Annotated in this window: 24 protein-coding genes; 13 read left to right on the top strand and 11 right to left on the bottom strand. The window is 60.6% G+C overall.

All coding sequences use genetic code 11. The features are described from left to right. Positions 1-5: 5 nt before the first annotated feature. Entirely contained in the window at positions 6-446 is a 441-nt protein-coding gene (locus Q1K31_RS12185; protein ID WP_300379859.1) for a GNAT family N-acetyltransferase, read from the bottom strand. A gap of 152 nt (positions 447-598) precedes the next feature. On the opposite strand from Q1K31_RS12185, the gene Q1K31_RS12180 reads away from it, so the two are divergent. Next, positions 599-1,129: a hypothetical protein gene (locus Q1K31_RS12180; protein WP_300379856.1), complete on the top strand. Its 531-nt coding sequence runs from the start codon at positions 599-601 to the stop codon at positions 1,127-1,129. Here the strand turns inward: Q1K31_RS12180 and typA are convergent. After that, a complete protein-coding gene (gene typA, locus Q1K31_RS12175) occupies positions 1,126-2,955 on the bottom strand; it encodes a translational GTPase TypA (RefSeq protein ID WP_300379854.1) in 1,830 nt (609 codons plus the stop codon). The two genes, Q1K31_RS12180 and typA, sit on opposite strands and share 4 nt — an antisense overlap. Before the next feature lie 294 nt (positions 2,956-3,249). Between typA and Q1K31_RS12170 the strand changes: the two genes are divergently transcribed. From Q1K31_RS12170 to Q1K31_RS12160, 3 genes are all read left to right on the top strand, one after another. Further along, the gene (locus tag Q1K31_RS12170; RefSeq protein ID WP_300379852.1) at positions 3,250-3,825 is read left to right on the top strand and encodes a type 1 glutamine amidotransferase domain-containing protein; all 576 of its coding nucleotides are present in this window, start codon (positions 3,250-3,252) and stop codon (positions 3,823-3,825) included. A 119-nt stretch (positions 3,826-3,944) separates the two neighbouring features. Continuing rightward, the gene (locus Q1K31_RS12165; protein WP_300379849.1) at positions 3,945-4,241 is read left to right on the top strand and encodes a helix-turn-helix transcriptional regulator; all 297 of its coding nucleotides are present in this window, start codon (positions 3,945-3,947) and stop codon (positions 4,239-4,241) included. Continuing rightward, complete coding sequence (locus tag Q1K31_RS12160; protein WP_300379847.1) at positions 4,238-4,936, top strand: SdpI family protein; 699 nt, start codon at positions 4,238-4,240, stop codon at positions 4,934-4,936. The genes Q1K31_RS12165 and Q1K31_RS12160 overlap by 4 nt, the downstream gene beginning before the upstream one ends. Here Q1K31_RS12160 and Q1K31_RS12155 read toward each other — a convergent pair. Then, the gene (locus Q1K31_RS12155) at positions 4,924-5,631 is read right to left on the bottom strand and encodes an HAD family hydrolase (protein ID WP_300379844.1); all 708 of its coding nucleotides are present in this window, start codon (positions 5,629-5,631) and stop codon (positions 4,924-4,926) included. The genes Q1K31_RS12160 and Q1K31_RS12155 overlap by 13 nt on opposite strands. A gap of 105 nt (positions 5,632-5,736) precedes the next feature. Then, on the bottom strand, positions 5,737-6,498 hold the full coding sequence (locus tag Q1K31_RS12150) for a VWA domain-containing protein (RefSeq protein ID WP_300379841.1): 762 nt from the start codon (positions 6,496-6,498) through the stop codon (positions 5,737-5,739). 219 nt (positions 6,499-6,717) lie between these two features. On the opposite strand from Q1K31_RS12150, the gene Q1K31_RS12145 reads away from it, so the two are divergent. Both Q1K31_RS12145 and Q1K31_RS12140 read left to right on the top strand, forming a co-directional pair. Further along, on the top strand, positions 6,718-6,969 hold the full coding sequence (locus Q1K31_RS12145; protein ID WP_300379839.1) for a GlsB/YeaQ/YmgE family stress response membrane protein: 252 nt from the start codon (positions 6,718-6,720) through the stop codon (positions 6,967-6,969). Between the two features lie 172 nt (positions 6,970-7,141). Then, positions 7,142-8,383, top strand: coding sequence for an argininosuccinate synthase (locus tag Q1K31_RS12140; RefSeq protein ID WP_367187583.1), 1,242 nt, complete (start codon positions 7,142-7,144; stop codon positions 8,381-8,383). 18 nt (positions 8,384-8,401) lie between these two features. Here Q1K31_RS12140 and Q1K31_RS12135 read toward each other — a convergent pair whose 3' ends face one another. After that, positions 8,402-9,091, bottom strand: coding sequence for a hypothetical protein (locus Q1K31_RS12135; protein ID WP_300379833.1), 690 nt, complete (start codon positions 9,089-9,091; stop codon positions 8,402-8,404). A 259-nt stretch (positions 9,092-9,350) separates the two neighbouring features. Between Q1K31_RS12135 and Q1K31_RS12130 the strand changes: the two genes are divergently transcribed. Then, complete coding sequence (locus tag Q1K31_RS12130) at positions 9,351-10,451, top strand: alpha/beta fold hydrolase (protein WP_300379830.1); 1,101 nt, start codon at positions 9,351-9,353, stop codon at positions 10,449-10,451. A gap of 61 nt (positions 10,452-10,512) precedes the next feature. Next, entirely contained in the window at positions 10,513-11,004 is a 492-nt protein-coding gene (locus Q1K31_RS12125) for a GNAT family N-acetyltransferase (protein ID WP_300379827.1), read from the top strand. 127 nt (positions 11,005-11,131) lie between these two features. On the opposite strand, the gene Q1K31_RS12120 is transcribed toward Q1K31_RS12125, so the two are convergent. Then, positions 11,132-12,172: an acyltransferase family protein gene (locus tag Q1K31_RS12120; protein ID WP_300379824.1), complete on the bottom strand. Its 1,041-nt coding sequence runs from the start codon at positions 12,170-12,172 to the stop codon at positions 11,132-11,134. 249 nt (positions 12,173-12,421) lie between these two features. Between Q1K31_RS12120 and Q1K31_RS12115 the strand changes: the two genes are divergently transcribed. After that, on the top strand, positions 12,422-13,117 hold the full coding sequence (locus tag Q1K31_RS12115; protein WP_300379821.1) for a response regulator transcription factor: 696 nt from the start codon (positions 12,422-12,424) through the stop codon (positions 13,115-13,117). A 14-nt stretch (positions 13,118-13,131) separates the two neighbouring features. Here the strand turns inward: Q1K31_RS12115 and Q1K31_RS12110 are convergent, their stop codons facing one another. Further along, entirely contained in the window at positions 13,132-13,653 is a 522-nt protein-coding gene (locus tag Q1K31_RS12110; RefSeq protein ID WP_300379818.1) for a DUF1993 family protein, read from the bottom strand. Positions 13,654-13,792: 139 nt separating this feature from the next. Between Q1K31_RS12110 and Q1K31_RS12105 the strand changes: the two genes are divergently transcribed. The 4 genes from Q1K31_RS12105 (at position 13,793) to Q1K31_RS12090 (ending at position 16,682) form a co-directional block, all read left to right on the top strand. Continuing rightward, on the top strand, positions 13,793-14,257 hold the full coding sequence (locus tag Q1K31_RS12105; protein ID WP_300379816.1) for a peptidylprolyl isomerase: 465 nt from the start codon (positions 13,793-13,795) through the stop codon (positions 14,255-14,257). A 34-nt stretch (positions 14,258-14,291) separates the two neighbouring features. Next, a complete protein-coding gene (locus Q1K31_RS12100; protein WP_300379813.1) occupies positions 14,292-15,905 on the top strand; it encodes a stimulus-sensing domain-containing protein in 1,614 nt (537 codons plus the stop codon). A gap of 79 nt (positions 15,906-15,984) precedes the next feature. Next, complete coding sequence (locus Q1K31_RS12095; RefSeq protein WP_300379810.1) at positions 15,985-16,389, top strand: PTS sugar transporter subunit IIA; 405 nt, start codon at positions 15,985-15,987, stop codon at positions 16,387-16,389. After that, the gene (locus tag Q1K31_RS12090; RefSeq protein ID WP_300379807.1) at positions 16,386-16,682 is read left to right on the top strand and encodes an HPr family phosphocarrier protein; all 297 of its coding nucleotides are present in this window, start codon (positions 16,386-16,388) and stop codon (positions 16,680-16,682) included. Before Q1K31_RS12095 ends, Q1K31_RS12090 begins: the two co-directional genes overlap by 4 nt. A gap of 5 nt (positions 16,683-16,687) precedes the next feature. Here Q1K31_RS12090 and Q1K31_RS12085 read toward each other — a convergent pair whose 3' ends face one another. The 4 genes from Q1K31_RS12085 to Q1K31_RS12070 all read right to left on the bottom strand — a co-directional run bounded on the left by Q1K31_RS12085 (position 16,688) and on the right by Q1K31_RS12070 (position 20,899). Then, on the bottom strand, positions 16,688-18,112 hold the full coding sequence (locus Q1K31_RS12085) for an SLC13 family permease (protein WP_300379804.1): 1,425 nt from the start codon (positions 18,110-18,112) through the stop codon (positions 16,688-16,690). A gap of 94 nt (positions 18,113-18,206) precedes the next feature. Continuing rightward, positions 18,207-19,322 (bottom strand): glutamate 5-kinase, encoded by a 1,116-nt coding sequence (proB, locus tag Q1K31_RS12080; RefSeq protein WP_300379802.1) that lies wholly within the window; start codon positions 19,320-19,322, stop codon positions 18,207-18,209. Next, on the bottom strand, positions 19,322-20,365 hold the full coding sequence (gene obgE / locus Q1K31_RS12075; protein ID WP_300379799.1) for a GTPase ObgE: 1,044 nt from the start codon (positions 20,363-20,365) through the stop codon (positions 19,322-19,324). The genes proB and obgE overlap by 1 nt, the downstream gene beginning before the upstream one ends. A 9-nt stretch (positions 20,366-20,374) precedes the next feature. Next, positions 20,375-20,899, bottom strand: coding sequence for a GNAT family N-acetyltransferase (locus Q1K31_RS12070; protein ID WP_300379796.1), 525 nt, complete (start codon positions 20,897-20,899; stop codon positions 20,375-20,377). Positions 20,900-20,971: the final 72 nt, after the last annotated feature.

Here is a 20,971-nt window from a genome sequence, read left to right as displayed (position 1 = left end):
ACTGTTTACGGCCCGGACAGGCGCCGCTGGTTGCTGCGCATCGGATCCGGGCCGACCTTCTCGACCCAGCCCATCGCCTTGTAGGCTCTCATGGCAGGTTCGTTCTGCGCATCGACATCGAGCTGCAGGGGCGAACGCGCCATGTCCCGCGCGACACCCAGCAAGCCTGAACCAACGCCGCAGAAACGCCAGTCATCGTGCACGAAAAGGTGCGAGACATAGGCTTTTGGACGATCCAGGATCAGGAAACCGATCACTCCGGCATTCCCCTCATGGGCAATCAGGCAGTCGCCAACATTCAAGGCCTGGCGCAGGCGGACGATTTCGTCGGCAGTGGAGCTGCGCCACGGGAAGTGTGCCAGGCATGTCTCGAACAGCGCTTCCACGCCGGGATTGTCCGACGATAGACGCAAGCGGATCTTCCAGCCCGCCGCACGGTGAGACATCAGCTCCATGGACAAAACTGTAAACCGAACCATTGGATGCGTCGATATGTCCATTGCACGTACATGCTGCAATAAGGCGAAAGCTTTCTCGGGCGCGGGTATTGCCAGCAGTTTCATCCCGGCAGATACTTACTGACAGGAGGAAATCTTCCATGAAATCCCGCATATGCATGATGTTTCTTGCCGCCACGGCCGCACCAGCTGGCGCAGAGATCGTCGCGGCCAGCCCGGAACATTACGAACTGCACCACGAGGCAACTTCCAGCCTTACCCCTGAAGAGCTGTGGGAGCGGCTCATCCATCCTGAGGACTGGTGGGCCCCGGCGCACACCTATTCAGGTGATGCCGCCAATCTCTCCCTCGACCTGCAGGCGGGTGGCCTGTGGCGGGAAGACTGGGACGGCGGCTCGGTCAGCCACGGGAGCGTCCTCATGGTGCGCGAAGGCGAACAGCTTCGCCTCGACGCGCCTTTCGGGCCCCTGCAGGGGATGGCGGTAAAGGTCAGCTGGACAATCACCATTGAACCTGACGGCGAGGGGGCCCGCGCCACTTTCAAGGAAGTTGCCAACGGCTCGGTCTCAAGCGCGCTCGGCCAGATCGCCCCGGCTGTCGATAGCGTGAAATCCGAAGCCATGCAGCGACTTACAGCCAGGCAGGTCACGCCTGACGCCCCGTCCGACTAGGCGTTCGCCGCCTTCGCTGCGCGCTTGCGCTCATGCGGATCGAGATGGATCTTGCGCAGGCGGATTGATTTCGGCGTCACCTCGACCAGCTCATCATCGGCAATATAGGCCAGCGAGCGCTCCAGCGTCATCTGGAGCGGGGGCGTCAGGCGCACCGCTTCGTCGGTGCCGGAAGCGCGCACGTTGGTCAGCTTCTTGCCCTTCATGACATTGACCTCAAGGTCATTGTCGCGCGTGTGCTCGCCGATGATCATGCCCTGATAGACCCTGTCGCCGGGATGGATCATCATCGGCCCGCGATCCTCCAGGTTGAACAGCGCGAAGGCGACAGCTTCGCCCTGATCCATGGAGACCAGCACGCCGGTATGGCGGCCCTTGATAGCGCCTTTATAGGGCGCGTATTCGAGGAAGACGCGGTTCATGATGGCGGTGCCGCGCGTATCGGACAGCAGTTCGCCCTGATAGCCGATCAGCCCGCGTGTCGGGGCATGGAAGACAAGCCGCGTGCGCCCGGCGCCTGACGGCTTCATCTCCATCAGGTCGGCCTTGCGCTCCTGCAGCTTCTGCACGATCACGCCGGAATGCTCGTCATCGACATCAATGACGACCTCTTCCACCGGCTCCAGTTTCTCGCCCGTTGCCTCGTCTTCCTTCATCACGACCTTGGGCCGCATCACGCCAAGCTCGAAGCCTTCCCGGCGCATCGTCTCGATCAGCACGGCCAGCTGAAGCTCGCCCCGGCCAGAGACGGTGAATGCCTCGGCTTCGGTCGAGCGCTCGACCTTCAGCGCGACATTGCCTTCAGCCTCTTTGACCAGCCGGTCCCAGATCAGGCGTGAAGTGACCTTCTCACCTTCGGTGCCGGCCAGAGGAGAGTCGTTGACGCGGAAGGTCATGGACAGGGTTGGCGGGTCGATGGGCTGGGCCTCGATCGGCTCGCTGACAGATGGGTCCACAAAAGTATCGGCAACGTTCGCCTTGGCGAGCCCGGCCAGCGAGACGATGTCGCCAGCATGGCCTTCCTCGATCGGTTCGCGCCCGAGCCCGCGGAATGCCAGCACCTTGGACACCCGCCCCTGCTCGATCAGTTCGCCCTCGCGTGAGAGCACTTTTACCGTCTGGTTCGGCTTCACCGTGCCGGACGTGATCCGGCCGGTCAGGATGCGGCCAAGGAAATTGTCCGCCGAGATTGTCGTCGCCAGCATCCGGAACGCCCCGTCCTCGGTCTTCGGCTCAGGGACATGCTCGGTCACAAGATCGAACAGCGAGGACATGTCCTGCGTCGGCTTCTCATGATCGTCCGACATCCAGCCATTCTTGGCCGAGCCATAAAGGATCGGGAAATCGAGCTGGTCGTCATCGGCCCCGAGGTCGGCGAAGAGGTCGAACACCTCGTTGATGACATAGTCAGGCCGCGAATCCGGCTTGTCGATCTTGTTGACCGCCACGATGGGGCGCAGGCCAACCTTCAGCGCCTTGCCGACCACGAACTTGGTCTGCGGCATCGGACCTTCTGCGGCATCGACCAGCACGATCGCGCCATCGACCATGTGCAGGATACGCTCCACCTCGCCGCCAAAGTCGGCATGACCGGGCGTGTCGACAATGTTGATACGCGTATCGCCCCAGACGACCGATGTGGTCTTGGCGAGGATGGTGATGCCCCGCTCACGCTCCAGGTCGTTGGAATCCATCATCCGGTCGCTGGTCTGCTCATGCTCCTGGAAGGTACCGGATTGCTTGAGAAGGCAGTCCACCAACGTGGTCTTGCCATGGTCAACGTGGGCGATGATCGCAATGTTGCGAAGCGCTGTAGGCTCGGTCATGGGAGGGAATGCTTTCGGCAAAGTCTTGTCTGGCGCGCGTTTACACCGGACCGGCCCCAAAAGCGAGGGCTTGTGCGCATGGGCAGGGAACGCCTTGCACGGCTGAGGTGTTTCTCGTGTGCATGCAATGATGTCTGCCAGCCGGAAAACGAGAAGCCAGATGCCCACCCCACGTGAGCCCCTTATTAAAAGCCCGTCACGCGGGAACGCGCGGCGACAGGCGCCGTTGAGTCGGCAAATGGCACGAAAGCTCGTGACCAGAATAATTTTCAGAAAGCTCAGAAGGAGATTTCGATGACTAAGAGAGCAGAAGGTAAGACACTCGCAATTCTCGCAACCGACGGGTTTGAGGAGTCAGAACTGACCTCCCCGAAAGAAGCGATCGAAAATGCTGGCGGCAAGACGGTGATCGTCTCGCTGAAGCCAGGCGAAATCCAGGCTAACCAGCACCGTGAACATGGCATCAAGATCAAGGTCGACAAGACGCTTGGCGATGTGAAGGCAGACGATTTCGATGCCGTTCTCATTCCGGGCGGCCTGTTCAATCCTGATGCGCTTCGCGTTGAAGACAAGGCACTCGATTTTGTCTCCGCCTTCTTCGAGCAGAAGAAGCCTGTCTTCTCCATCTGTCACGGGCCGCAGGTCCTTATTTCAGCAGGGCTGGTAAGCGGTCGCAAGATGACAGGCTTCAAGGCGATCCAGCAGGATCTAAAGAATGCAGGCGCCGTTGTCTCGGACGAGGAAGTTGTCGTGGACAAGGGCCTCGTCACATCCCGTCACCCGGGTGACCTCGATGCCTTCAACAAGAAGATCGCCGAAGAAATCTGCGAAGGCAAACACGACGGTCAAAGGGACTCGGTCGCCGCGTAACCTCATCCCCTCGCACCAGCGGCCGATGAAGCGCCTCCCAGAATGGGGGGCGCTTCTTTTTTGTGACCTGCAAACTAATTAGCTTGACCGCTAATTTTGAATCGTGCTAATTAGCAAATATGACAAGTAGTGTTTTCACCGCCCTTGGCCATCCGCTGCGCCGTCAGGTCATGACGCACCTGCGCAAAGGCCCACTGACATCCGGCGAGCTGGCAGAAGCATTTGACGCCAGCTGGCCCACTGTCAGCCGGCATCTCGGCGTCCTGAAAGACGCCGGGCTGATTACGGCTGAACGCAAGGGCACGAGCATACTCTACCGCGCCAATACGAGCGTACTGGAAGACGCCGCAGCCGCGCTTCTTGCCCTCACCGGCAAGGATACAGGCGACGATGACATCAAGGAGGCAGCAGAATGATAAGAACAGGACTCATCTGGTCAGCCGGCGCCATCGCCGTAATGCTGGGCACACTCTACTGGGCCTGGAGCGCCCTCCCGACCGGGGATATTCCGGTTCACTGGAACGCTGAAGGCGTCGCTGATGCCTTTGCCCCACGCGGGGAAGCCCTGCTCTACCTGCTTATTCTTCCGGCTTTGGCAGTCTTTGTTTCCCTGCTGCTCGCCATCGCGCCGGCCATCGACCCCTTCAGGGAAAATCTGCGCAGGAGCCACAAGGCCTATGTCGCGATCTGGGCGGCCACAATGGTGCTGCTCGCTGCGCTCAATGGCGGGATCGCCCTGATGATGGCACGCGGGGCGGCAGGGGCAGAATCCAATGAATTCGTCCGCTTCGTCATGGCCGGATGCGGCCTGCTGTTCATCATCATCGGCAACTATCTGCCGAAAACGCGAAAGACCTTCTTCCTCGGCATCCGTACACCGTGGACGCTGACCAGCGATTACGCCTGGGAGAAGACCCACCGCCTCGTCGGCCCGCTCTACATGCTTGCAGGTGCGGTGGGCATCGTCATCGCCTTCACGCTGCCTGGCATCTGGATGGTCTTCAGCTTCGTCGGCACCGTGATGAGCGTCACCCTGTTCGGCGTCGCCTATTCCTGGTGGGTCTGGCGCCGCGCCTCGGACCGCACCGAAAGCGCCGATTACGTGGTGTGAAGCTGCGCCAGCAGGTCGGGCAGGCCATCCAGCGTCTCGATCTGGTGGAACCTGTCTGACCCGACCGGCGCCTCGGCATGCTCCAGTGCCCAGCTCAGTTCATGCGGCACATGCACGCCGGTACTGCCCGCCTCGATGGCCGGGAGCACATCCGACTTCATGGAATTGCCAACCATCATCGCGGCGTCCGGCCCGCCATCGGTTCGCCCGAAGATGCGGGAATAGACCTCCGGCGTCTTGTCGCTGACAATCTCTACCCCGTCGAAATAGTCGCCAAGCCCGGATTGGGCGAGCTTTCGCTCCTGGTCGAACAGGTCGCCCTTGGTAATCAGGATAAGGGAATAATCCGGCGCGAGTGTATCCAGTGTGTCATGTACACCGGGCAGCGTCTCGACCGGATGGGTCAGCATCGCACGGCCGGCTTCCATGATCTCCTTGATTGTCGCAGCAGGGACCTTGCCGCCCGTCACCTCGATCGCGGTCTCGATCATCGACAGGGTGAACCCCTTCACCCCGAACCCGTAATGACCGAGATTGCGCTTCTCCGCTGCCAGCAGCTTGTCGCCGACCGTTTCCGGGTCGGCATAGTCGCTCAGCATCCCGCGGAACTGTTCCTCGGTCAGCTTGAAGATGGACTCATTGTGCCAGAGCGTATCGTCGGCATCGAAGCCGATGGTGGTGATCGTGGACGACATGCGCCGCGTCCTAACTCCGCAACTTCTCCTGCGCAATAAAAACCCCCGCCTCTCGCAGAGGGACGGGGGTTCAGCGCATGAGAGCCTCTAACGGGGAGCCTGCCGTCAGTCGCCCTTGCGCCGTTTCACATCTTCTTCTTCCGCCACCGCGCGGTCCTCCGCATCGAAGGTGATCCCGGCTTCCGCATTGTAGCCATAGTCACGCGACTTCCGCGCCAGACGCGACATCGACTCCTGCATCGCGCCCTGCCCGATCGCCATTTGCTTGGCGGCATCCACGCCGACCGCATCGGCATCATCGAACTTCGCGAATTCCGCCCCCAGGAAGACAACTTCCCAGCCCTTCGCCTCGGCCCGGTCGAGCGCGGCCCGCGCGCCTTCCTGCGTGATCTCGCGAGATGAATTCTCCATCCCGTCGGTCATGATAACGAGAACGGCCTTGTCCGGATTGTCGGCTTCGGCTGTGGCAACGATCCGCCCGATCGCATCGAACAACGGGGTCATGCCGCGCGGGCTGACCTCGTCATCCGTCACCGCCGTCCAGCTTTCCGCTGCCACGCCCTTGCGCAGCACGTCGAACTGCAACCCCTCCTGCGCATCGAAGACGGCGAGTGTCACGGCTGTTTCCAGCGCTTCTGTCTCGCCCTCTCCGGCCCGGCCCACTTCTGCGGCATAGGCATTCACCGACGACAGCGCCTCAGACCAGATACCCGACATGGAGCCTGTCCGGTCGAGCAGGATGTAGGAATGCACGCCCTCCCCGCACGGCGTGCAGGCGGGTTTGTCTTCGCCCGGCACAGCCGGCGCGGCCGCGGCGCTGAAAGCGGCGGCTGCCGCTGCGATGGTAAATGTGATGGTCCGGAACATGATGATCTCCTCTTCTTCCTTGTTCTCCTCTGGAAGCCCCACCCTAGGAGCCTCGATGGAGACAAGGCTGCGCGTGAAATGCGGCCACGAGGCGGCAGCTTCCGGATAACAGGAAGGTCATCTTCGGGCAGACCTGCCCGATTAAATTGGCCGGGGCCGGAACTCCGTCACCCCGGACGCTGTTCTATCTGCAATAGACAGCACGGAAGGACTTTCATCATGGATCCAGTTGCAATTCTCATCTGGCTCGTCATCGGCGGTATCGCTGGCTGGCTCGCCGGACAGGTCATGCGCGGCGCAGGCTTCGGCCTCGTTGGCAACATCATTGTCGGTATTATCGGGGCCGTGCTCGGCGGGGCCATCTTCGGCGCGCTCGGCATCACCTTCGGCGGCATACTGGGCAGCCTGCTCGGCGCCTTCCTGGGTGCCTGCATCCTGCTCTTCCTGATCAGCCTCGTGAAACGCGCCTGAGGCCTGACAGCAGACCAGAACCCTGACGCCCCGGCCCTTCCGCCGGGGCGTTTGCACATCTGCCCGCGACATCGCAGCCTTCGCCGTGCCGGAAATCCCGCTTGCCCCGCCAGCGCTTCTGAATATGGTGCGCCGCGAAACCAGACCACCGCCAGCACGGAGCCCGGAAGCCATGGCCAGCCCTGAGACCCCGCCGAAGAAAGTCGTCCTCGCCTATTCCGGCGGCCTCGACACCTCCATCATCCTGAAATGGCTCGAGACAGAGTTCGGCTGCGAGGTTGTCACCTTCACCGCCGATCTCGGCCAGGGCGAGGAGCTCGGGCCCGCGCGCGACAAGGCGCTGAAGATGGGTATTCCGGAAAAGAACATCTTCATTGAGGACCTGCGCGAGGACTTCGTGCGCGATTATGTCTTCCCGATGTTCCGCGCCAATGCCGTCTATGAAGGCGTCTACCTGCTCGGCACCTCCATCGCGCGGCCGCTGATCGCCAAGCGCCAGATCGAGATTGCCGAACAGGTCGGCGCAGACGCGGTCTGTCATGGCGCGACCGGCAAGGGCAATGACCAGGTCCGCTTCGAGCTTGGCTATTATGCATTGAACCCGGACATCCGTGTCATCGCGCCGTGGCGCGACTGGGCTTTCAAGTCCCGCACAGACCTGCTCCAGTTCGCGGAGGACCAGGGCATCGAGATCACCAAGGACAAGCGCGGCGAAGCGCCCTTCTCGGTCGATGCGAACCTGCTCCACTCCTCCTCGGAGGGCAAGGTTCTGGAAGACCCGGCAGAACCCGCGCCGGAATTCGTCCATATGCGCACCATCCCGCCGGAAGACGCGCCCGATACGCCGGAAATCATCACCATCCAGTTCGAGAAAGGCGATCCCGTCGCCATCAACAATGAGGCGATGAGCCCGGCCACCCTGCTCACCGCGCTCAACGAATATGGCCGCAAGCACGGCATCGGCCGGCTGGACCTTCTGGAAAACCGCTTTGTCGGCATGAAGTCGCGCGGCATCTACGAGACGCCCGGCGGCACCATCCTGCTGACGGCGCATCGCGGCATCGAACAGTCCACGCTCGACCGGGGTGCAGCCCACCTCAAGGACGAGCTGATGCCGAAATATGCCGAGCTCATCTATAATGGCTTCTGGTGGAGCCCGGAGCGCGAAATGCTGCAGGCCGCCATCGACCATTCGCAGCGCTATGTCACCGGCGAAGTCACCCTGAAGCTCTACAAGGGCGCCACCCACCTCGTCGGCCGCTCATCGCCCTACTCGCTCTACAGCGAAAAGATCGTCACCTTCGAGGACGACCGCGGCGCCTACGACCAGAAAGACGCCGAAGGCTTCATCAAACTGAATGCGCTGAGGCTGAGGCTGCTGGCCGGGCGAGATAAAGAGGCGGGGCGGAATTAGGGGACCCTTTAAGACATATTAGTTCACGCCCCTAAAGTTCTTAAGAACTTCGTACTCGATTTGATTGTTATTGGCATTAAATACTTTTATCTTTGCGCCGCGATAGGAAAACTCATCTGATACCGAAAGGTCATATTCGACCTCATTACTAAACGCAGGGCGGGCCATCGACCCGGAATACTCGCGATAACCTATGTTAATCTTATTAGCTACACGGCCATTGTAATATAAAGTCTGCTGAAAAGAAGAGTCCCCAGCCTGCACAAACTTTGTAATCTCGAAGCGCTCGGACCGGTCCCGACAAGTGTGCAGATTGAAAACAGTTACTACACAAATCTTTCCTGTTTCCTTTTCGAACTCAAGACTCGCGGCGGGATCCATTAGCACCCCTTTTTGTAATCCGCCTAGCGTATTCCCATCTCCGGTATTCATTGGCGATGGAAGGAAAGAAAAGAACACCGAATTCTCGTCTTCGCCAGTTTTTGGAAAAAAACCAGGAGTTAGAGAATACCCTGATATCTTGAAAGATTCGCTCACTTTAAGCGCATCGCGTTCCGTAACTTGTCCTTGCGCCAACATACGGTCCCCAACTGTGGCAACAGTTCTGTCACCAATCGGAGGCCTACTAAATGACTCGGTCGTAGGAACATAGTTGTAACTCGGCGTAGCACATCCAATCACGAACATGCTCGTTGCTGTAATAGCCAATCCTCTCAAATCACCCTCCAGTATATTTTTCGCCTCAAAAAGAACTTAAAGGAGGCGTGCGCACAATAGTGAAATTGGTTTCTCCACGACCTTTTGAATATGCCGAGCGCCATACTCGGCGGTTTTCATCCTTGATCATGTCGAGCAGATCGGACACCGCGCACTTCTTACCGGCCGCGATATCGCACTTTGACATCCGCAGTTGCGCCAGTCCGGCGATCGCCTAAAGTTCCCGCAGACCAAGCTCCGAGGGGACACTATGCTTCATACGTCGCGCGGCCTGCTGGCTGTCATGCTTGCCGCCATCCTGTTCGCCTCCAGCCCGGCCAGCGGCCAGGCTGGAGACGCCGCCACGACAAGCGATTTCACCTTCGAGAGCGGCGGCAAGACGCTGTCCGGCGTCATGGATGTGCCCGCAAGCGGCGAGGCCAAGGCGCTCGTCATCTTTATCCACGGCTATGGCGGCACCGATATTCGCGGCCAGAACAAGTATGCCGGCCTGCGCGAGCGGTTTACCGGGCTCGGCATCACCACGGTGACATGGGACAAGCCGGGCCAGGGCGAGAGCGAGGGGACGTTCGACATCAACCAGCCGGTCCATGACAGCGCGCAGGAAGTCCTCGATGCGGCAGCCTGGCTACGCGAGCAGGCGGTACCCGGCGCAGGGCGGATCGGCCTCTGGGGCTTGAGCCGTGGCGGCTGGATCGCGCCTATTGCGCTGTCGCAGGACCCGGAAATGGATTTCTGGATTTCGGTTGGCGGTGTCACGGCAGAGGATAACTACCAGTATCTCATCATCTCCAACCTGCCGCATGAAGGCTATAGCGAAGACGAGGCGCGCACCATCGACGCCGAATGGCGGGCCGGCTTCGAGGTGTTCAGCAGCGGCGGCTCTTTCGAGGCCTATGAGGCTGCCACGCCGGCATTGCGGGCCAATGAGTATGTCACCCGCATGATGGGGCCGAACTATACACGCGAAGCTTACGAGATGGAGCAGCAGGGCTTTCTCTCCATGCCGCCCGAAATGCGCCGGCAGAATTTCGATCCCGAGACCGGCATGTCGGTCAATATCCAGGACTTCGGCAAGATGCTCTCCGGGCTCGATATCGATGTGCTGGCCGTGTTTGGCGAGAAGGACCTCAATGTCGACTGGCGCAAGACGCGCGCGCTCTATGAAGAGACCATCGGCCAGAACCCCGAGGCGAGCCTTCGCGTCGAGACCTTTCCGGACGCCAACCACAATCTCGATACTGCCGAGACCGGCAGCATAAGAGAGATGCAGGCCATGGAGAGCCGCTCAAAGGTAGACGGCTATTACGACGTACAAGCAGAATGGCTGAAAGAGGTCGTGCTGGAATAGCCGTGTGCATCGGTCACGCCCGAGACTAGGCAGCACCTCCCGGCCCGGCTAAACCCGGCCTATGCCCATACGCGACTACACCCCTGCCGACTTGCCCGCCCTCTCTGCGATCAATGCTCAGTCCACACCCGGCGTCTCCGACGAGACAGAGGCAAGCCTCGGCAAGCTCATCGGGCTCGGCACCTGCCTTGTCGCGGCAGATGAAGACGACAGCCCGCTCGGCTTCATCAATCTCGTCGCACCGGGCACTGAGGCCTATCCGAGCGATAATCTGCGCTGGTTCGAGCGCTGGCAGGCCGAAAAGGGGGCGAGCCTTCACTATGTCGACCGGATCGCGATTGCCGCGCGCGGGCGTGGGCAGCGGCTTGGCCAGCAGCTCTATGAAGCTGCCTTCAGGCAGGCCGCAGACCACGACTATCTCGGCTGCGAGATCAACACCGATCCGGACAATCCGGGCTCACACCGCTTCCATCGCCGCCTCGGTTTCGAACTTGCCGGCGAGGCGCGCTACGCTACCGACTATGCCGTCGCCTATTATGTCCGGCGGGTGTGAGACAGTCTCTGTAGACAGCTGATTTCCGGACCGCTCCCACACCGCCACCAGACCCCTGTCACACCATGAAATCCGACAGAATCTGCTCTATGGACCGTGGACGCTTGCGGGACGTTTCGCCCCGCTCTCAGGCTTCAGCCGGGTTGGCAATCTTCGCCTTGGCCGGGCTCTCCTTGCGCAGGCGGAACATGGCCGGACGCTCATAGATCGCGATCAGCGGCGTGCCCTTGATCAGGCGGTGCAGGATCAGCGGCGAGACGACCGCCACAGTCAGCACGACAAGGCTTGCTGTCCCGATATCCGGAATGAGCCCTGTCTGGGCGAGCCCTTTCTGCGCCACTTTCATTGGTATGAAGAAGGTCAGATAGATCACGATCGAGTGCTTGCCCGCATAGCGCAGGGCATTGCCAAGATTGAAATGCGAAAGAAGGGCGGCCGCTGTCACGATGGCAAAGGCCCCCGCAAACCCGAGCATCAGACTGACGCCGGGCAGCTCACCCCAGCCGAAGCTGACAATGGCATGGTTCCAGAGCGCCCAGGCGAGGAGCGCTGCCAACGCGATCTGCCAGCGCTCTGTTGCACGGCGCGCAAAGGCGAAGACAGCTGGGGCAAAGGCATACCCGGCGAAGAAGAAGACATACCAGTTGGCAAACCGGTCGGTGACCGACCAGCCGGTCTCGATTGCCCCGGCATAGAAAGCCACATGCAGCAGGCAGGCCCCCGCGAAGACACCGACAGCAGGAATGTTCCGCACCAGACGTGTCACCACGTAGAAAACGAGCAGCTGGTGAATGAACCACAGGCTCGAAGCTGGAAAAACGAGCTGTTTCAGGAAGATAATGACGACCGCAGCCGGATCTGTCAGGATCTGGTCTGCTTCGAAGGCCAGCGTCTGGAGCGCGAGCCAGAGAATGTAGAAATAGGCGAAATGAATGACCTTGCGGTCAATATAGTCTCGCAACGGCCCATGTATCGACCGGGAAAGAAAAAGGCCCGCGATCAGAAAAAAGTCCGGCATCCGGAAAGGTTTGGCGAAGGCGACCACATCATGCATCCAGCCAGTGCCACCGACCATATCGCCATAATTCAAAGTGGAATGCATCATTACCACCAGGATGATGCAAATACCCTTGCCGTAATCGACCCAGTTGACCCGTTCTGCACCCATTTTCCGATCCTCCGGAACTAGCCTGAGAGGCGAGAAGCAAGAATCATGCTCAATTCCCCGGTGCAGAGTGTGCACGATTGTGACACATCAGAACAGACAGGCCCTCAAATTGTCTTGGTTCGAGCCAAGGGCTGCCACATCATGACGGTTCAGTAATCGCGGGCCGAGGGCTTCCGGTGTGAGGCAAACCGTGTTTGAACGCTGCGCACCGGGCCGGCCCCGCTGGCACTAGGGTTTGAAGGAGGCACCATGGCGACGCTTGCACTTGTTGATGACGATGAAAATATCGTCGCATCGCTGAAAATGTTCTTCGAGGCGGAGGGCTATACCGTAAAGACCTATTATGACGGTCTTGCCGCCCTTTCGGGGCTGACGGAAACGCCGCCCGATCTTGCCATACTTGACGTCAAGATGCCCAAGATGGACGGCATGGAACTCCTGCGCCGCCTTCGCCAGACCTCAGAAATGCCGGTCATCTTCCTGACGTCCAAGGATGAAGAGATCGACGAGGTCATCGGCTTCAATATCGGCGCGGACGATTTTGTCCGCAAGCCCTGCTCCAACCGGCTTCTGTCAGAACGCGTGAAAGCTGTTCTGCGCCGTGCACGCGCTGGAGAGCCCGGCGAAGAAGAAGGCGACCAGAAGCCGATCGTGCGCGGACGCCTGACGCTGGACCCGAACCGCCACGCCTGCTCCTGGGATGGCGAGCCGGTGCGCCTGACGGTGACTGAATTCCTGATCTTGCAATCGCTGGCCCAGCGGCCGGGTTATGTGAAATCCCGCGACCAGCTGATGGATGCCGCCTATGACGACCAGATCTATGTCGACGACCGCACCATCGACAGCCACATCAAACGCCTGCGCAAGAAATTCCGCGAAACCGACAAGGAATTCGACGCGATCGAGACACTTTACGGGGTCGGCTACCGCTACAATGAGAGCTGAGCCAGCCGCCTCCTTCAGGTCTTGAGCTGAAGCTGCCCCAGGAAATCCTGCTTGCCGAGCGGCACACCTTTCATGCGAAGGATGTCATAAGCCGTGGTCGCGTGAAAATAGAGGTTGGGTTTCGAGAATGAGAGCAGGAACCCTTCTGCCTTGAACGGCATTTCCAGGTCCTTGAACTTGAAGACCACATCCTTGCCAGCGAGCGCATCGACTTCGTCACGGCTCAGTGCGTCCAACTTCTGCCTGGCCTCGGCCACCATCGCCTGAAAACCGGCATAGTCTTTTTCTGGAATGCTGGACCTGGCATGGGAGACACCGGCCTTCACTTCTTCTATCGCCTCGATCGAATGGTGCACGACTGAATCGATCTGGAAGGTAAGCGGCAGCATGTCATCAAAGATCCGCTCGCGCAGGAGGTCGTCCGGGCTGCGGCCTTTCGCTTCATAGTGCTGGGCGCCTTTCTCGAGGACGCCTTGCATACTGCCCACCAATTGCTTGAATGGCGGGATGACCGTGTCGTAAAGCGAAAGCGTCATGGCGTGTTTCCTACTCGTTCGTGTTGTATGAAAAGCGCTAACGTCTGTCGCGACGCCGGGCAATAGGGTGCGTTGGGGGCTTTGCTCGTGCGCCTGCCCGGCTTATGCCGGGAGGTGAAATCATTCATGGAGACAAGACATGGCAGACGCTGAAAACACGATCCTTCTCGAAACCACCAAAGGCGAAGTAAAAATCGAACTTCGCCCGGATCTTGCCCCCAATCACGTGGCCCGCATCAAGGAGCTGGCGCGCGAGGGCTTTTATGACGGTATCGTCTTTCATCGCGTGATCGACGGCTTCATGGCCCAGGCCGGCTGCCCGAACGGGACAGGCACGGGCGGCTCGGACAAGCCCGACCTCAAGGCCGAATTCAACGCGGAGCCGCATACGCGCGGCACATGCTCCATGGCCCGGACCAACAATCCCGACTCGGCCAATTCGCAGTTTTTCATCGTGTTCGATGATGCCCGTTTCCTCGACAACCAGTACACGGTCTGGGGCAAGGTGACGGAAGGTATGGAAAACATCGACCAGCTCAAGCGGGGCGAACCGGTGCGCAATCCCGATTCCATCGTTTCCATGAAAGTCGCCGCTGACGCCTGATCTGGCTGAGGCCTGCATGTAATACAGGATGGCCATGACGCGGCAGGACAGCGAACGCAGAAAGGCGGAAGGACCGCGCGGCCGGCACCTTTTCGGCTCGCGTATCGCCCGGCTGATCTTCGCTTCCAACCTGGCCGGGCTGGCCATCCTGATTATCGGCGCAATGGTGCTCAACGAGATGCGGGCGAGCTTTGTGGTCGCCAAGAAACAGGATCTCGTTGCCCAGGCGCAGGTGTTTTCCAACCTTCTGGCCGAGGGGGCGACGTTCGGCCAGCCGTCGCCCGTCATGGACGAGAACCTGGCCCGCGCCACGCTGGCAGACCTTTCGCTTCCTGTTTCCGTGCGCGGCAAGGTCTATACCGATGGCGGCGAACTTGTCGGTGACAGCTACTTCCTATCCGACCGCGTCATCGTATCCTCACTTCCGCCAATCCAGGAACCAAGCCAGCTTTCACGCTGGAGCCGGTCTCTCTCGGAATGGGCGGTTTCGACCTTTGGTGCGCTCGTGCCCAATCGCGGCGGCGATGCGGTGCGCACACAGACTTTCGAGCAGGAGTTCAACGTGGCCATCGGCGGAGGGGAAGCTGCCAGCCAGCGTTTCAATGACCGCGGCCAGCGGATTATCTCTGTTTCCGTCCCCGTCCAGCACGTCTCTGCCGTCGTGGGCGTCCTGACGCTCGAATCCAATGACATTGACGAGATCATCCGGGCAGAGCGCGCGGCCCTGATCCCGTTCATCGGTGTGGCGGTCCTGGTCGCCATGATAACCTCCGGCCTGCTCACAATCGGCATCGCCAGGCCGCTCCGGCGCCTCTCACGGGCCGCCGACGAGGTACGAACCGGGTCAACCCAGCAACTCGACCTGCCCAATATCACCCGGCGGCGGGACGAGATCGGCGCGCTGGCAAATTCCATGCAGTCGATGACTGAAGCGCTGTTTGAGCGGATTACATCGAACGAGCGCTTTGCCGCCGACGTCGCACATGAGCTCAAGAACCCGCTGACCTCCATCCGCTCGGCGGTCGAGACGGCAGAACGTGTGCAGGACAATCCCGAAGCGATGCAGAAGCTGCACAAGGTGATTGCGCAGGATGTCGGCCGTCTGGACCGGCTGATAACCGACATCTCCAACGCTTCGCGCCTTGAAGCCGAAATTACGCGTGTGCCGACCGAGACGCTCAATATCGCACGCTTTGTGGAGGATATCGTCTCGACTTACGAGCATCTGGCAGTCCGCGACGACAGGGCGAAAGTCGTCTATGACGATGCAACCATGGGGGCGGGCCTGCGTGTGCGCGGGCGCGAAGGCCCGCTTGGCCAGGTGATCCGCAACCTTATCGACAATGCACTGTCCTTTTCACCCGAAGCCGGCACGGTCCGCGTGCGCATCGAGCAGGGCCGCATAGGGCCTCAGACCACTGCCCGCATCATGATCGAGGACGAAGGGCCAGGCCTTCCCGAAGACAAGCTCGAGAAAATCTTCGACCGCTTTTATACAGACCGGCCCAAAGGTTCTGCCTTCGGCAAGAATTCAGGTCTTGGCCTGTCGATCGTCCGGCAGATCGCGACAACCCATATGGGCCGGGTATGGGCCGAGAACCGGGATGGCGGCGGGGCCTGCTTCATCGTTGAACTTCCAGCAAATTAACCGCCTGTGCGTGGAAACAACTTGACCTCCCTGCCCGGTCTGTCAGCATTTCAGTTCACGGAGCAGCGGTAGGACCGGAATGATCGGAATAGTTGTTGTCAGCCATGGTAAACTGGCTCGCGAACTTGTGCGTGCGACAGAGCATGTCGTCGGCGAGCAGGAATATTTCCGCTCCATCTCGATAGAAGCCGAAGATGACATCGACGCCCGGCGCGAGCAGATCCGCGAGACTGTTGCTGCGTGTAATACCGGCAAGGGCGTGATCATCGCGACCGACATGTTCGGAGGCACGCCGTCCAATCTGGCGATCTCTGTCATGCCGGATGCCCGGATCGACGTGATTGCCGGGGTGAACCTTCCCATGCTCATCAAGCTGATCGAGGTTCGCGAAGATGTGAAGTTCGATGAGGCGGTACGCGTTGGACGTGACGCTGGCCAGAAATATATCAGGGTGGCTTCAGAAGTCATGGACCGCACTGCGTGAGCGATACAGGAACATCCGTCGAGAAAGACGTCAGGATCGTCAACCGGAAGGGCCTACATGCACGCGCCTCGGCGAAGCTTGCCCGTTTGGCGGCCACACTGCCGGCGCAGGTTTTCCTGGTCCGCGATGATGACGTGGCCAATGCCCACTCCATCATGGACCTCTTGATGCTGGCCGCCCATCAGGGCAGCAACATCACCGTCAAGGCAACCGGGCCGGACGCTGAAAGCTCTGTCGAAGCTGTCGCCGAACTCATCGAGAACGGCTTTGGGGAAAACGACGAAGACGACTAGACCGCCTAGAGAACAAGCGGTGCGATCCAGTAGCCGATCGCAGATATGATCACGACCCCGATCAGGTTTACGCGCAGGCCGCGGCGCATCATCTGGCCGATGGTGACTTCGCCGCTGGCATAAATGATTGCGTTCGGTGCCGTCGCGACGGGCAGCATGAAAGCACAGGACGCCGCCACGGCAGCCGGTGCCAGCAGGCTTTCCGGCGCCGCGCCAATGCCAACTGACAGCGCCCCGAGAATCGGCGCAAGCGTCGTCATCGTCGCGACATTGGAGGTGAGCTCCGTTAGGAAGATGACGAGCAGGACGACCGCGCAGATAAAAAAGAGCGGCGGCAGGACCTGAAGCACGCTCAGCTGCTCGCCAATCCAGGCTGAAAGCCCGGTCCGCGAAACTGCATTCCCGAGCGCGATGCCGCCGCCAAAAAGGATCAGCACCCCCCAGGGCAGGCGTTCGGCTTCTTCCCAGTTGAGAAGCGCGCGGCGCTCTCCTGCGTCGGCCGGAACGATGAACATCAGCACCGCACCAAAAATCGCGATCATCATGTCGACCTGCGCGCCGCTATAGGTCGAGAGCAGGTCCCATCCGGCCGCATCCAGCGCATTCACGATGATGAGCCGCATCACCCAGAGAAACGCGATCAGCCCGAAAACACTTGCGCAACGCGCTTCCGGCGTCGTCACCCGGCCGAGGGCGCGAAGCTGCTGGCGGATATCTTCACGTATCGATGCGCCGCCTTCAACAGCCGGAAGGCCGCGCGTCACGCTCCACCATGCCACCGGCACAAGCAGCATCGCTGCAGGAATGCCAAACGCCATCCATTGCGGAAAGCCGATGGTCGCGCCAGCTTCAGCCTGAAGCCAGTTGATCGCGATGAGATTGGTCGGCGTCCCGATGGGCGTTCCGACCCCGCCAATCGACGCGGCATAGCAAACACCCAGCAGGAGGGCGGTCGTGAAGACACGCGAGTCGCCGCCTATCGCGCCGGCCGCTGACAAGGCAATTGGCACCATCATTAGGGTCGTCGCAGTATTCGAAATCCACATCGAGAGCAGCGCAGTGGCGACCATGAAGCCGAAGATCAGTACGCGCGGCGAGGTGCCCACCCGCGTGACAACATTCAATGCGATCCGCTTGTGCAGCCCCCACCGCTCGATTCCCATCGCGATGATGAACCCGCCCAGCAGCAGGACCACGATGTGATGCATATAATCGCCGCCAACTTCACGTGGACTACCCGCGTCGATCAGCGGAAGCACGACAAGCGGTAGCAGGGAGGTCGCTGGAATAGGTATGGCTTCAGTCGCCCACCAGACCGCCATCCAGGCCAGCAGGCACCCTGTCCCCCAGGCGGCGAAGCTCAGTCCCTCGGGCGTACCTGACAGCAACATGACAAGCGCCAGCGCCGGGCCGAGCACCAGTCCGATCATTCTCGATGAAATTGTTCTTCCTCCCATGGCGGCGCAATGGGCCAGCCGGGGGACTTAAGGTCAAGTTGTTTTCGGTGTAGCAAGCACGAGGAGGCTAGCGCTCGAGCACAAGATCATCACGGTGGATGACGGCCGGGCGTCCACGATAGCCAAGCCGGGCCTCGATATCATCGGTGTGCGCGCCCGCAATACGCTGCACATCGGCGGCATCATAAGCCGTAACCCCTTTTGCAACCGTTGCTCCATCCGGTCCCTTGATGGCGACAGCCGCGCCCTTCTCGAACCGGCCATCAACCCCTGTCACACCGACCGCGAGCAGGCTTGAGCCGTGTGCCAGGGCTTTCACTGCCCCGGAATCCACGATTACTGCGCCTTCCGGTGTGAGGTGCCCCTTCAGCCAGGTCTGGCGTGCTGTGGCGGGCGAAACAGGCGGTATGATCCATGTCGCGCGTCCCCCTGCCCTCACAACAGACAGCGGACGGTCATGCTCGCCCAGCGTTATGGCTGTCGCACAGCCCGCCCCATAAGCAATACGGGCGGCGGCAAGCTTGGTCGCCATCCCGCCAGAGCCGACGCCTTCAGCGGCGTTCGCAGCGCCTGCCATCGCTTCGTGTTCGGCTGTTAGCTCATAGAGCTCAGGGATATGGACAGCCGTTGCATCCTTGCGCGGGTCTGCGGTGTACAGCCCGTCGACATCAGATAACAGGACCAGCACGTCTGCACTCAGCATCTGGGCAACACGCGCGGCCAGCCGGTCATTGTCCCCGTAACGGATTTCCTCGGTCGCGACTGTGTCATTCTCATTGATGACAGGCACGGCACCGGCGGCCAGCAGGGTATCCAGCGTCGCGCGTGCATTGATCCAGCGGCGGCGGCGTTCAGTATCCTCCAGCGTCAGCAGGGCCTGGGCGGCCTTGATGCCGTGAGGCGCAAAAGCTTCGGCAATCGCTGACATCAGCAGTGGCTGGCCAAGCGCGGCGGCGGCCTGTTTCTCTTCCAGCTTGCGTGGCCTGGTCTTGCCCAGATGGTTGCGCCCAAGTGCGACGGCCCCGGAGGATACCCAGACGACTTCCCGGCCTTCGGCTTTCAGCGCCGCCATATCCGCAGCCAGGCCGGCCAGCCAGTCGCGCCGGGCCTCACCCTTCGCGGCGATCAGCGCAGAACCGGTCTTGATGACAATCCGGCGCGCGGAAGCCAGCGGGCTCGACATCAGGGCTGCCAGCCCTCTTCATCGGCGTCGGCTTCTTCCTCGATTGCCGCTTCGATGTGACCGAGTTCTCTAGCGATCAGCCCGAGCGCCTTGCGAACGCCGGTGCCAGCAACCGAAGAGATTCGCAGCGGCGTCTGCCCGCATGCGGCTTCCAGCTGGGCTGCCTGCTCATCGATGAGCTCTTCTGTCAGGGAATCCACCTTGGTCAGCGCAACAATCTCCGGCTTGGTTCCCATACCTGACTGATACTCTTCCAGTTCATTCCGGATCGTGCGCCAGGCCCCGGCAACATCGTCCTGTGTGCAATCTATGAGGTGGAGCAGAACCTTACAGCGCTCGACATGTCCGAGGAAACGATGGCCAAGACCGGCCCCTTCTGCTGCCCCTTCGATCAGGCCGGGAATATCTGCCAGCACGAAACGTGTGCCAGGGCCGAGATCGACCACACCGAGACCGGGGTGGAGGGTCGTGAACGGATAGTCGGCAACCTTGGGCTTGGCTGCCGTTGCTGCGCGGATGAAGGTCGATTTACCCGCATTCGGCAGGCCAAGAAGTCCGGCGTCGGCGATCAGCTTCAGGCGCAACCAGACCGTACGTTCTTCACCCTCTTCGCCCGGATTGGCACGGCGCGGCGCGCGGTTAGTCGACGTCTTGAAGTGGATATTGCCCCAGCCGCCATTACCGCCACGCGCCAGCATGACGCGCTGGCCGACTTCTGTGAGGTCCGCGATCAGGGTCTCGCGGTCTTCCTCGAAAATCTGCGTGCCGACCGGCAGCTTGACGATCTTGTCCTCGCCGGACCGGCCATAGCGCTGTTTGCCCATGCCATGCCCGCCACGCTCGGCCTTGTGATGCTGCTGGTAGCGGTAGTCGATCAGCGTGTTCAGCCCCTCGACGGCTTCGGCATAGACATGGCCGCCACGCCCGCCATCGCCGCCATCCGGGCCACCAAACTCGACATAGGCTTCCCGCCGGAACGAGGAACTGCCCCGTCCGCCATTACCGGCTTTCACGTAGATCTTGGTCTGATCAAGGAATTTCATGCCGCTGTCCTACTCTGTTCCGGCTTTCCGGACCATGAAGATGTGATCGACGTCACATCCCCGTCCGACGCAATAAACCGGGGCCTCATGCGTGACTATAAAACCAAGCTTCTCCAGGACACGGCCCGACGCCGGATTATCCTTGAAATGACCGGAGACAAGTTTTGCTGCCTGCCCGCGTGCCTCCAGCCAGGTGACGAGCGCACGAGCAGCTTCAGTGGCCACGCCACGCCCCCAGTGTGCGGGCGCCACCCAGTAGCCGATCTCAAAAGGTTCGCTCGTTGCCCGGCGGTGGGCCGCCGCTGTGGCGATAACCACCCCTTCTTCGACAACCAGAAAGACATGATCAGTGCCAAGCTGCGCCCCGCGCTCGGCATTGAGAATCCAGCGGCCTGTTTTCTCCATACCCTGAGATGGCTCTATCGAGGCGACGTTTTCATAGATGCGCCTGTCACTAATGATGTCGGCTATGGCTGCTGCATCGTCAATCACGGGCGGGCGCATGAGAAAACGCTCTGTTCTGATTTCTGTCATCTTGACGGTCCGGGCTTTGCGCCAGTCGGTGAGCGCGCAACGAAAAAGGGGAGACAGCCGGCTGTCTCCCCT

This window comes from Henriciella sp., assembly GCF_029936995.1.
Classification (GTDB): domain Bacteria; phylum Pseudomonadota; class Alphaproteobacteria; order Caulobacterales; family Hyphomonadaceae; genus Henriciella.
The sequence above is the reverse complement of the archived record's forward strand: the minus strand, read 5'-3'. Positions and strand labels throughout refer to the sequence as shown.